We start from the raw sequence: 12,324 nt of genomic DNA, 5'->3' as shown, positions 1-12,324 counted from the left end.
ATAGTTGAAATTAATATTACGTTATGGTTTGATAAATTTATGCGTGTGCAGTTTACCTCCCGTTTTTATCTGCAGGATATAGATGTCTGAAATAAATGGTTGAAGCAGGCAACTGTTGGTTTGTCTCCATTCCCCTACCTTTGCGCCGCTGACAGTGTACAGATGAATTTCATCGACAGCATGTGTGGAGGATACGGAGAACTCTTCGGTGATGGGGTCGTATTGCCAATCAGGAGTCTCTTCTTCGGAATCGATACCGATCGTGCCAGATGTTTCTTTGTCGAGAGAATACAACCTGAACGAGTGAGGCGGAAGCGTTACTTTTTTGTTTTTGGTCTCTTCGGTGACGGTGTAAGGAGTCTCTGAGAACAATACGTCCCAGCTTCCACTCTGGGTAAACCCGGGATAGAGCTCTATCTCTTTCTCCGTGAAATTTCCTAAGAGGACAAGATCTTTTTCTTCACTTTCCAGGCGGATAGCCCGCCCGTTGTCCCAGTCGGTGGCCGTAGTCTGCATGGTTATCTTCGTCGGCGAAGCAAACAGGTCGGGGTTCTCCATACGGAAGTCGATCAATGCACTGTAAGTGTTATACAGCTCTTTGCGTTCCGGTTCGTCGTAATATTCCCATAAGACCGGTTTCTTGCCTGTTCGGCCATTCTGTTCGATGGAAATATCATATCCTATTTCACCAAATTGCCAGATCATTTTAGGTCCCGGCGTGCAGAACAGGAAGGCGGCTCCCAGGGCTGCCCGTTGCATACGCAGGGCTTTGTCGTTTCTTATTGTCTCTTTACCATACTGCTGCATCTTATACATCAGCCGTTCTTCGTCATGGCTTTCGCTATAGGTCAGCAAGGCCGGAATGGTCCAATTACGATCCGAATAGCTTCCCCGGTTCAGGCTGCTTTCGGCGTTTTTCCAACCCATATTACTTTCGGCATATGCTTTGTTCAGGTTATTCCACAACAGGACACCGTCTTGCGCCAGCTCCAATTCTTCGCGGTTATCGCAGAAGTGTTCGAAGATCACAATGGCATCCTGTTTAACTCCTTTGACATGATCGTTGTAATTCTTGAGTATAGCGACGCGGGAGGCATCATAATTGGCAGCCGTAGACTCGGTCGATTTGTTCTGTGTAAATCCTTTGGTCAGGTCGAATCGAAAACCATCTACCTTATACTCTTCCAACCAGTAGGTCAATACCCGTTTGAAGTAGGTCTTTGTCCCGGCATACTCATGGTTAAAGTCGTTGAATACATTGTAAGGATGGGGAGCCGTCACGTTGAACCAGGGATTATCGGCCGCTGGGGCATCTCCCCCCCAATAGAGCCGCGCGAAAGGATGCTGTCCGGTGGCATGATTGAATACAATGTCTAAGATAATGGCCATACCTCTGCGGTGTGCTTCGTCGATAAAGGCTTTATAGGCTTCCGGTGTTCCGTAGGCTTTGTCGGCCGCGAAGAAGAAGCAGGGGTTGTATCCCCAACTATCGTTTCCGTCAAACTCCTGGATAGGCATCAGTTCGATCGCGTTCACACCCAGCGACTCGATGTAATCCAACTTTTCCTGGACAGCAGCAATCGTCCCTTCCTCCGTGAAGTCGCGTATAAGCAATTCGTATATGACTAATTCCTCTTTGGCTGGTGTTTGGAAATCTTTGGTTTTCCAATTGTAAGCTTGTTTGCCCGGTTGCAAAACGGAGACGATATCTTCCGTTTTGTTGGGATAAGGCTTCAGGTTTGGATAGACGGAAGCAGCAATATCACCATCAAAGCGCGGATCTAAAATCTTTTCGCAATAGGCGTCGCCAATCTTAAAGGAGTTGTCAATAAGGTATTGAAAACCATATTCCTTTCCTTTCTCCAACCCGGTCAGGGTGTACCACCAGTAATCACCGTCTTTATACAACTGGTAGGCATTGTCTTTCGTCCAGTCGTTGAAGTCACCCATCAGGTGAATATGTTCTTTCTCCGGCGCATAGATCAATAGTGTGACGGTTTGATCGTCCACATAGTTGATGCCATCGGTTATGCCCTCAGGTCTTTCTTTTATTACGGGTGTGGTAGGTGTAAAAGCCTCTTCGTTCAGGTTCAGGAACAAATCGCTGTTACCCGGCCCTTTCCCCTCCTTTTTAGTATCCGAACTGCGGAAAACAAATGCCAGCTTCAGGATTTTTTCTCCTTCAGGAACGCCATAATAGGCGCGAATACTCGGGGTGATAGATAGCTTCCAACGGTTGTCACCCAGGGAGGTTAGTTTATATTTGGCACTGTTATCTCCCCAGGTAGGGGCATATTTCCAATCCTGATTGGTACTGCTTTGATCGGTAATCACTCCCGTATGGGCATATACATCACCGGTATACCCCATCAACCCCTTTGATCCTTCGGCAGCGTTGAAGATCACCTCGATGGCCTCTTGATCGGAAAAGTTGACTGAAGTTGTACTAACCTGAGCGTTTAAGGATAAAAGACTAAGGAGAAAAAGATAAATGAGACTATTTTTTCTCATGATATAATATTTAAAAAAGGGGGGCTAATCCTCTTGAGGATCAGCCCCCGGATAAATAACCTAAACGATATTTCCTTTTATTGCTTCGTGATCGTGCAATACATATTCTCTGAATCGGTGCGTTCCAGATAAAGCTCGATGTAATAGGTGCCGGCCGTAACAGAGAGGTTATCACCATCTTGTGACAGGTTGTCAGCAGTGCCACCCAGGTTGATATCCCATCCGTCGTTTGCGCGGAATTTGATGGAACCATCTGTCAGTGTCAAGGTGGCCGTGAAGCATTTCTTATCAGCATCCCAACTCATATCCTGATCAGCGTCCCAACCATCAGCGGTAGCATCACCAATGATGCCCCAGGAAACGGCTGATGCTGTCAGGGATCCATTGGCGACATCGGCAACCAGCTGGTAAAATCCTGCTGTTGACATATTGATATTCGTACTGCCACCTTGTGTAATGCCTTCGCTGAAGGTGATAAAGTCAGTATAATTGTACTCAGCATCCCAGTTACGCTCTTTCGTAAATTTGAATTCACCATTTAGATAACAGAACCCTTCGTACTTACCATCATAAGAAGCACCACGCAAAGCAGGAGCGTTTGCCGGAGCCCAGCCTTGATGATTCCCCGGGATATAGATGAATTCTCCGAAAGCGAGTTTCTGAAGCGTGTAGGTATAATCCATCATATTCAATGTCATCTTATACATACCTGCTTCTTCTATCATACCGGCTTGTGCACCGTCGTTTATCAAGGCGCCTTCCAGGCTGGTATCACCATTTACAGCCGGGCCAACAACACCTGGATTCTTCCAGAAATCATCATCAACATTCTCTTGCGGGATGATTTTCCAGTACTGGTTTTCCGCTGTTGTCGTGAAGGTGATCGTAAATACCGGATCTTCGTATACATCCTTGCCGCTATGGTTAAACGTTATCATAGCATCAGCACCCCAACCGACCATATCGCCTACCAGGTAATAGGCTGTTGATATAACAGGTGCCTCCAGGGTAACCAATACATTAAAAGCTGCCGACTTGGCATACAGCCCTACCTCGTTTTGTTTGATTTGGGCGGCAACCACAGCTGATACAGTTCTTTCTACCGGGCGTTTCCCATAGAGCTCAGTCACAGCATTAATTAACTCTTCCGTAGAAACTTTTCCACTTAAGTCTGCTTCCAACTCCTTTTTCCCATCCAACATAACGCTGTAGGAAACAACAGAAGCACCTTCGGGTATTGTCGCAGTAGGGGTAAACAGAGAAACTGTTTCCGTTTCTACCTCTGCTATTTTGATTGCTGCAGTCGCAGTGGCCGACAAAGAAACACTAACTGCTTCTTCCGCTTCAAATCCCTGTGGGGCTGCCCAATCGTCATACTCTCCCTTACATCCGAAAAATGTGACGAATGTGAGAAGTAAACCATATAATAATGTCTTATTCATATTGTTTTTATTGTTCTATTGTTATTTACTAAAGAAATGATAATAGCCATCAATGTCATTAAAGACCACCACATAGTTGCCGGCAGCAACAGGAATATTCGCTCCTCCATTGACACCAAAGCCAAAGGGGAATTCCGATCCACCCCAGTTAGGCGTCCAACCGTCATACAAGAACTTCGCTGTCGTATCACCACCTGTTGCATCCAGTTCAAATCGCCAGTTGTGATTGATCACACCTTCTACCGTATTGATCGGTGTTAGCTGCACATCGGTAGCCCAACCATTGAAGTCACCGGAAATAAATAGGTGATCATAGGAGTACTTTGGAGCATCTGTCTTCACGATAGAGAGTGTGTTACTCTTTGTATTCAACGTGATGAGGTAGTATCCGTCGGCAGGTACTTTGAAGTCACCGCCTTCTCCAGCGGCATCTTTCTTATAAGGCTTGGTGATATCATTGTTTTCACCTCCCCATTGTTCATCCCAGGCTCCCGGCACTTTCACAATCTTGAATCCTTGTGAACTCAGGAAATACCCTGAATAAACCAATTCACCTTGTCCTGTCGATTCATCATATTTGAATCCTTCCACTGGAGACATGGGCATGACAGCCTTACCGATTTCCGATCCCCACGAACCATCGCCGATACAACCGCCAATCAGATACCATAATTCAGGATCGGCAGCAATTAACGCCATGAAATAGGGACGAACGGAAAGTTCCAATACATTCGAGAAACATTCATAACCGGAATATAAGTTTGCTTTCATTCTCACATAGAGTGTCATCGGATCGCTGGGCAACAGGCTTTCATCCGTATAGTCTCCCAACTTCATAATCGCCTTGTTGATCTGAACGGCTGCAGCCGGAAACTCACATTCATTCATGGATCCATCCAACTCCACGTAGGTAGCATCATCTGCTTCGGCGGATGTGGCATCATTCCATGTGTTGTTAAGAGATACCTGCACGTAGTAAGTAACAGGTGCCGTATAGCCATAATCAGGTTGTTTATAAGTCAGGTTGATTGAAGTGGTGTTCTCCAAGTCGTACGTATTACCACCCAAAGCAGGCATGTTTAGTTCAAAAGAGTCGGGCTGTTGTACTGTTGGGTTGGAATCCCTGTCGTCAGAACAGGCAGAGAATAGTACGACACCCGCCAGTAACGAAGCATATAAATATTTTTTCATCGTTTTTTCCTTTATTAAATTAATACCCCGGATTCTGAATCAGATTAGGATTGTTTGCCCTATCATTTTCGGGAATTCCAAAAATACTTTTACTATTGGCAAACTGTGCACCGGCATAGGTGCCACCCATCCATTCCCATTTATAAGAAGCTTGGCCTGCATATCGTCCGAAACGAACCAGATCCATGCGGCGGCGACCTTCAAACCAGAATTCTCTGGACCATTCATCACAAATATCTTCCAGCGAATAAAGATTCTTCTGAGCGGCATTTGCCCGGCCACGCAATGCATTGATCTTCTCTTTCGCATCCGCGTTAGCGCCATTCAAGCGAGTAGATGCTTCGGCGTACGTAAGGTATGCTTCCGCGATACGGAACAGACCCAGGTCGGTGTTTACAAATTTAATCTCCTGATTGGATTGTCCGTCGGAACGAACGTTACGGAACTTAATACAAGCAAAGCCTGCATTGGCATCGGTTTCATCTTCGATAGAGGCGGTGAATCCATCACCATAGAACAGAGCCCGGTCGTCATTGGCCGCTGTCGTCATCACGGCTACCGTTTTTCCTGTCGGAGGAGCAGAGGTATAGAACTTATCAAGCAATTGTTTACGTACGCGTGTACATTTACCCCAGCTATTGTCTGTTCCGGAAGGCACGTTCGTGTCCATGGTTGAACTATAGGTGGAGAGGATCAGGAAATTCGTGCCCCCATAACTCTTCGTGGTTACGCCATCGAATAAAACCGGGAATATGTTCTCGTATTGGGCGCCGTTTGTGTCGTTGTCGGCCAGGAAAAGCATCTGGTAAGCTGAATATTTCTCACCTGTCACCGGATTGGTCGTGCCGGTCGTACACAGGTGATAATAGCCATTATCGATCACCTTGCCGGCATAATCCAGGGCTTTTTGCCATTGAGCTGTTCCGGTATATACTTCTGCATTCAGATAAAGACGAGACAATAGATTCCAGGCAGCCACTTTATCCACGCGGCCGTAAGTGTTTTGCCCAGGTGATGCCATTTCGGTTTCACATTCTGTCAATTCCTTTTCTATATAATCAAAAAACTGAGGACGGGTATATCGCTCTGCCAATTCGGAAGATACAGTTTCGGTGAAAGCAGCATTACCATATAAATCCATCACATAATAATATTGCAGAGCACGGATAAAACGAACTTCCGCCCGTTGCATAGAGCTGTCGCCGCCTTCATCCGGCACCTGTTCTAAAAAGAAATTACACAATGTAATAGTAAAGTAAAGACGATAATAAAGTCCAGCAGAGAAGTCTGCATTTGCTCCATAGGTGTTATGAAGCATTTCGTCAATACCGGTATCTGTCAACCAAATCCAGTGCGCCTCGTCTGAGGTAAGTTCATTCAGATTCCATGCCATACGGAAAAATTCGGAACGTCCTTCGTCAACATCTTCAATATCTCCATTGTCACTCGGCCCTTTCTGACCAGTTAGACAGAAACTGGCATATATTTTATTAAAAAGAGCATCTTGGTTCAGAGTCATGGTTTGTTGTGGATTGATAGGACTCACATCCAGGTCTCCGATACAAGAGGAGAACCCCATTGTAAAGACCAAAACCATAACCGGAATAAATGATTTTATATTATAGAATTTCATATTATTCTTGTTTTTTAATGATTAGAAATTAAGACTAAGTCCGAAAATACCAACGAAAGGACGCGGATAAATACTGCCGTCGTATCCACCACTAATCTCCGGATCAATTCCTTTGTATTTGGAGATAGTAAATACATTCTGCGCCGTAAGGTAGGTACGTCCGCTGATATTTTGTCCAAACAGCTTGTCGAAAGAATAGCCCAACGTGATATTATCACATTTCAGGAAAGAAGCATTCTGAATAAAGTAGTCGGAAAGAGCATCCATACTGCTCACATTCTTCCAGTTTTTGTCCACTGCCATTTGCGGGATATTATGCCAGGCACTTCCGGAATAGATACCGGAGATCGACAGGTTGGAACGGTTACAATCGACAGCATTATAAGCATAATTGCCTAAGCTGGCGCGAAGAGAGAAGCCGAAATCCCAATTTTTATAAATCATCTTGGATGTCAATCCTAACAATACGTCGGCGTCCGCTTTCTTGTAGAAATAACGGTCATTGTTGTTGATAATACCATTTCCATCGCGATCGACAAATTCACCTTCGAGGGGTTGGCCATTCTCATCATATACCTGTTGATAGGTATGGAAAGCGGAAACCGCTTCACCAACCGACCAGCCTTTGATACCATTTGTACCAGCGTCACCCACGGCAATACCACCATGGTTGATAATGTATTTGTCACTCGTACTTTTCACCAGTTCATCAATCTCATTGGTGTTATGCGTCAGGTTAAATCCTATCTCCCAAAGCCAATCCTGCTGTTGAATGGCTCTCCAGTTCATAGCGAACTCAATACCCTGGTTGTGCAGCGAACCGATATTGCTGGTTACCTTGTTTTTGAAGTTTGAACCGGCGGCTACATATACATTATTGATCAGGTCTGTTGTTTTACGATAGTAGTAGTCTATATTAGCCGTAAAGCGATTATCGAAGAAGCCCCAATCCAGACCAATATTATAAGTGGTCGTCTTTTCCCAGGTCAAATTGCTGTTGTAGGCATCTGGACGATAGGTTACCCCATCTCCCAGAATAGGGTAATAGGCGCCTTCTGAATTCGGTGTATAGGACGCAAAATAGGTGTAATCACCAATACCTTCCTGCTGGCCTGTTGCACCAAAACCAATACGGAATTTTAATTCGGAAATCGCATCCACCTCTCTAAGGAAACTCTCTTCTTTCACCTTCCATGCCAAAGCGGCAGATGGGAACAATCCCCAGCGGTTTTTCTTGGAAAAACGAGAAGAACCGTCATCACGCAATGTGAAGGTAAACAGGTAACGATTAAGCAAAGAATAATTCATACGCCCAAAGAAAGAAACCAGGTAGTTCTCCGTTTTGTAAAGTGTATTCTCCGATGGGTTGTATATCTCACCTGCGTGACTCAGACTGGATTGAGGATAGGTGCCATAGTAATAATAGTCCGTTTCTTTACGGAAATGCTGCCATTCATAACCTCCCATGATATCAAAATGATGATTCTCGCCGAAGTCTTTCATGTATTGGGCATACATATTCAAAGAAAGGTTATAGGTGTCTTGTGTGTTCCATCCAGTACTGCCGAAATAGTAGTTAGGCTCATTGTAACGTGAGTAATGCTTGTTGGACTTACCCGTAGCAATATCCATACCCGCATTCACGTGCAGATGCAAATCTTCCAATCCGTGTACCTTATAGTCAGCTTCAAAATTACCCATCAACACTTTCGAACGACCTTTGTCGGAAGTGGTGTTCAACAGAGAAACCGGATTGACAGGTGCCAGGGTATTGATCTGATATCCCCATTCCGGGTCATCCTCACGGGTTACAGGTTCGGCCCATTGCCAGTAGCCTCCGAAATTCTTATCATAAAACTCGGTGCCTCCATATACCGGTTTGGTCGGATCCATCGAAGCAGCTCCTCCGATAGCGCCTGTATTGGCATAGGTCGTTTTTGAATACATCCCCTTCGCGTTGAAGTTAATCTTCAAGTGGTCATCAATAAAAGAGGGGGAAAGATTCACGCTGGCCGTATAACGCTCAAAACTGGAAGTTTTTAAAATCCCGTCCTGATTGGTGTATCCGACAGAAATGCGGTAAGGCATATTTTTCAAACCTCCTGCTATTGTCAGGTTATGGTCTGTACTGACAGCCGTACGGTAGATCTCATCCTGCCAGTCTGTATTGGCAAAAACATGGTTCCCCTGTGCATCGACATAACCTAAAGAGGCATATTCCGGACTAGTAAGGAACTCTTCGTCCGTATAGCCATACAGATTCTGAACAAAGTCCACATATTCTTTGCTATCCAACATATCAACTTTATTGGTCACCATGCTGACCGATACATTCCCATTATACGAAATGCGTGGTTTGGAATTGCGTTGCCCTTTCTTTGTGGTGATTAAGATAACCCCATTCGAGGCACGCGAACCATAGATCGCTGTGGCGGAAGCATCTTTCAGTACAGTGAAGGTTTCGATGTCGGCCGGGTTTACTAACGCCAGCGGGTTGGATAGCCCCTGTACACCATAATTATCCATGGCCAATCCGTCGATCACAATCAACGGGTCATTGGAGGCGTTCAGAGAGGATCCCCCGCGAATACGGATGGTAGCACCACCACCCGGTTCTCCCCCTCCGTTGATGACACTCACACCGGCGATTTTTCCTTGCAACATATCCTGGGGAGTTGTTACAAGTCCTTTGTTCATCTCATCCGGTTTGATAGCGGTAACCGAACCGGTCAGGTCGTTTTTGCGGGCTACCCCATACCCGATCACCACTACTTCGCTCAATAGTTCGGTGTCATCTTGCAGTATAACCACCAGTGTGGGTTGATCAACAACTATATCCTGTGTCTTATAACCAATATAAGAAATGGTTAATGTAGTACCTTTCGGAACGGTTAATGTAAAATTACCATCATAGTCGGTGATTGTACCCTTGGTGGGGTTCTCTTTTTCCACGATATTCGCGCCTATCACTTCCATTCCCGAGGCGTCTTTTACCTGCCCTTTTACGGTAATGTCCTGTGCATAAGTGCCAACAGACAAGAATAGCCCTAAGATTAGGGTCAGAATCGTTTGACAGATTCTAAGATTAACTTGCTTCATTCATTTATAAATTTAATTAGAAATACTGAGTACCTTTGTTAAAATTAAATACAACTTAAAAGGAGAGAATCACTTGAAGGCATCCATGATAGCGGTAGGATAGCCCTCTTCAGTAAATGCGCCCAGTCGATATTGGCTTGGACGGCATTCCGGCTCCCAATAGAAGACTCCTTTGCAACGTCCGTTTGTGTTGTCACGGCATTCGGTAATGATACGGGTCAACATGGTTTTGCCCGCGTTTAATACCGATGCATTTACCAGTTTTCCTTGATCGTCGGCACACTCCATGCCTGTTTCTGCAAGCATCACGTCACAGCTATATCTTTCGCTTACCTTTTTAATATTAGCGATACAATCCGTAATGACTTTGTCTGCCGAGGTCTCTTTACCACTTTCTTTGGCCCAGTAAGGATAGAGCGACATACCGACCATATCCCATGTGGCTCCATTGTTTTTCAAAATATCTAAATTCCAACGATATAGTTCTTCGTCAAAACCATTATCCAGGTGTACCATGGCAATCGTTTCCGGGAATACTTTTTTGGCTGCATTATATCCGGCGGCAAATAATCCGGCATATTGTTCCGGATTTTTATCGGCTAACCCCATAGGCCACAAGAGACCATTACTGGTTTCATTGCCAATCTGCACCCATTTCGGAGTGATTTGGTTATCTTTTAATAGTTGCAATACCTCCGTCGTATGATCTGCCACTGCAGCTTTCATTTCTTCATACGAATAGGAAGCCCATGCGGCAGGAATATTTTGTTTTCCCGGGTCAGCCCACCAGTCACTATAATGGAAATTCACCATCACATCCATGCCTAACGCTTTTGTCCGTTTTGCTTTTGCCAACACATCTTCTTTGTTGCACCAGTTCCCATGCGCCGTAGGATCAACCCAAACCCGGAGCCTGATCGCGTTCAAACCCAACTCTTTCATCAAACGGAAACAATCGGCTTCAACACCGTTCGCATGATAGAACTTCATGCCCTTTTGTTCCATTTCTGTCACCCAGCTAATGTCTGCCCCTTTGGCAAATTCAATCGTTGGGGTTTGCTCTTCTTCAGAGTCGGATTCCGAATTTTTATTGCTGTTGCACGCTACTAACACAAGAGCGATGCAAGAGAGGAAAGCTAATCGCTTTACGTTTTTCATGTTCTTGTAGAATCTCATACTATAAATGGTTTTATGAATGCTCTGGTTAGATTAGATTTCATCTTTTGTTTCATGCATTAGACAATCTTACGATTGGTTTCAGGTAAAGATTTCAATTTCTGCAAATGTATATCAATAAAACAGTTGTAAATGTTAAATTGTTTAACAAAGCAGAATTTCTGTTATGCAAACGTTACCGGAATCGTTTGCGTAATTGTTTGCCGGAAATCAATGAATTTCATATCTTTGAAAAGTGCTGAAAAGAATACCATGGAAAAAAGACAGATTACTATTAAAGATATAGCGAAAGCATTAGCTATTTCCCCTTCTACCGTGTCACGCTCTTTGTCTGATCACCCGGATATCAGCCGGGAAACCAAAGAGATGGTTACGACATACGCCAAAAAACACAACTACCGACCCAACCCGTTGGCAACGAGCCTTCGAACGAACCGGAATAAGACAATCGGCGTGATCCTGCCGGAAATGGTTCATTATTTCTTTTCCTCCGTGCTTTCGGGTATAGAAGATGAAGCAGAGAAAGAGGGCTACCGTATTCTGGTGAGCCATAGCAGGGAAAACCATGAGCGCGAGGTCAAATGTGTGCAAGCCATGCTGGAGGCTCATGTGTGTGGCGTTCTCTCGTCGGTAGCTAAGTCAACATCGACTTACGACCATTTTCAGGAATTGGCTGATAATGGGATCCCCATGGTCTTTTTTGACCGTATCTGTAAAGGCATACTGACCGACCGGGTGGTGGTGGATGATTATAACGGAGTCTATTCCGCGGTCGATTACTTGGTGAAAAGCGGATGCCGGCGGATTGCTTTTTATGGATCCACCTCTCAATTGGTTATTTCAAACAATCGTCGCATGGGGTATGAAGATGCTCTGTTTAAGAATGGGGTAGCAATCAATCCGGATTTTATAGTGGTGTGCGATAATTATCACGACGCGTTATCGATGACCGAAAAACTCTTAGCCCTACCGGAACCTCCCGACGCTTTCTTTGCCGTGAATGATGAAACTGCGATTGGCATTTTGAATGTGGCCAAAAAGTTAGGCTATCGTGTGCCTGAAGAAATTGCAGTGTGCGGTTTTACCAATAATTCGATTTGCGAGTTAAGTGACCCAACGCTCACCTCCGTCGATCAGCATGGCTATGAAGTAGGCACGACAGCGATGCGTCTTTTGTTAGACCGCATTCGTGGGAAAAGAAGCGACGAAGAGATTGCCAGCCGGATTATCAAAACCAAACTGATTGTGCGCGATTCTACCCGGTAAATAATT

7 protein-coding genes are annotated in these 12,324 nt (G+C 44.9%); 1 reads left to right on the top strand and 6 read right to left on the bottom strand.

What is annotated here, in order from left to right:
- Nucleotides 1-21 precede the first annotated feature (21 nt).
- From M2137_RS12595 to M2137_RS12570, 6 genes are all read right to left on the bottom strand, one after another.
- Nucleotides 22-2,511, bottom strand: coding sequence for an alpha-amylase family glycosyl hydrolase (locus M2137_RS12595; protein ID WP_280766801.1), 2,490 nt, complete (start codon nucleotides 2,509-2,511; stop codon nucleotides 22-24).
- A gap of 77 nt (nucleotides 2,512-2,588) precedes the next feature.
- Entirely contained in the window at nucleotides 2,589-3,953 is a 1,365-nt protein-coding gene (locus M2137_RS12590; protein WP_280766800.1) for a DUF5115 domain-containing protein, read from the bottom strand.
- 21 nt (nucleotides 3,954-3,974) lie between these two features.
- A complete protein-coding gene (locus M2137_RS12585) occupies nucleotides 3,975-5,144 on the bottom strand; it encodes a SusE domain-containing protein (protein WP_280766799.1) in 1,170 nt (389 codons plus the stop codon).
- A gap of 19 nt (nucleotides 5,145-5,163) precedes the next feature.
- Nucleotides 5,164-6,777, bottom strand: a complete 1,614-nt coding sequence (locus M2137_RS12580; RefSeq protein WP_280766798.1) for a RagB/SusD family nutrient uptake outer membrane protein — start codon at nucleotides 6,775-6,777, stop codon at nucleotides 5,164-5,166.
- Between the two features lie 21 nt (nucleotides 6,778-6,798).
- Complete coding sequence (locus M2137_RS12575; protein ID WP_280766797.1) at nucleotides 6,799-9,876, bottom strand: TonB-dependent receptor; 3,078 nt, start codon at nucleotides 9,874-9,876, stop codon at nucleotides 6,799-6,801.
- 69 nt (nucleotides 9,877-9,945) lie between these two features.
- Nucleotides 9,946-11,034, bottom strand: coding sequence for a glycosyl hydrolase 53 family protein (locus M2137_RS12570; RefSeq protein ID WP_280766825.1), 1,089 nt, complete (start codon nucleotides 11,032-11,034; stop codon nucleotides 9,946-9,948).
- A gap of 270 nt (nucleotides 11,035-11,304) precedes the next feature.
- Here M2137_RS12570 and M2137_RS12565 point away from each other — a divergent pair, with 270 nt between their 5' ends.
- The gene (locus tag M2137_RS12565; protein ID WP_280766796.1) at nucleotides 11,305-12,318 is read left to right on the top strand and encodes a LacI family DNA-binding transcriptional regulator; all 1,014 of its coding nucleotides are present in this window, start codon (nucleotides 11,305-11,307) and stop codon (nucleotides 12,316-12,318) included.
- Nucleotides 12,319-12,324: the final 6 nt, after the last annotated feature.

The organism is Parabacteroides sp. PFB2-10 (assembly GCF_029893085.1).
Taxonomy (GTDB): domain Bacteria; phylum Bacteroidota; class Bacteroidia; order Bacteroidales; family Tannerellaceae; genus QVMG01.
The sequence above is the reverse complement of the archived record's forward strand: the minus strand, read 5'-3'. Positions and strand labels throughout refer to the sequence as shown.

Excerpts from the sequence above, each read along its gene's own strand:
- M2137_RS12575 (WP_280766797.1), bottom strand. The coding sequence starts at position 9,876 with ATGAAGCAAGTTAATCTTAGAATCTGTCAAACGATTCTGACCCTAATC.
- M2137_RS12570 (WP_280766825.1), bottom strand. The coding sequence starts at position 11,034 with ATGAAAAACGTAAAGCGATTAGCTTTCCTCTCTTGCATCGCTCTTGTG.
- M2137_RS12580 (WP_280766798.1), bottom strand. The coding sequence starts at position 6,777 with ATGAAATTCTATAATATAAAATCATTTATTCCGGTTATGGTTTTGGTC.
- M2137_RS12565 (WP_280766796.1), top strand. The coding sequence starts at position 11,305 with ATGGAAAAAAGACAGATTACTATTAAAGATATAGCGAAAGCATTAGCT.
- M2137_RS12585 (WP_280766799.1), bottom strand. The coding sequence starts at position 5,144 with ATGAAAAAATATTTATATGCTTCGTTACTGGCGGGTGTCGTACTATTC.
- M2137_RS12590 (WP_280766800.1), bottom strand. The coding sequence starts at position 3,953 with ATGAATAAGACATTATTATATGGTTTACTTCTCACATTCGTCACATTT.
- M2137_RS12595 (WP_280766801.1), bottom strand. The coding sequence starts at position 2,511 with ATGAGAAAAAATAGTCTCATTTATCTTTTTCTCCTTAGTCTTTTATCC.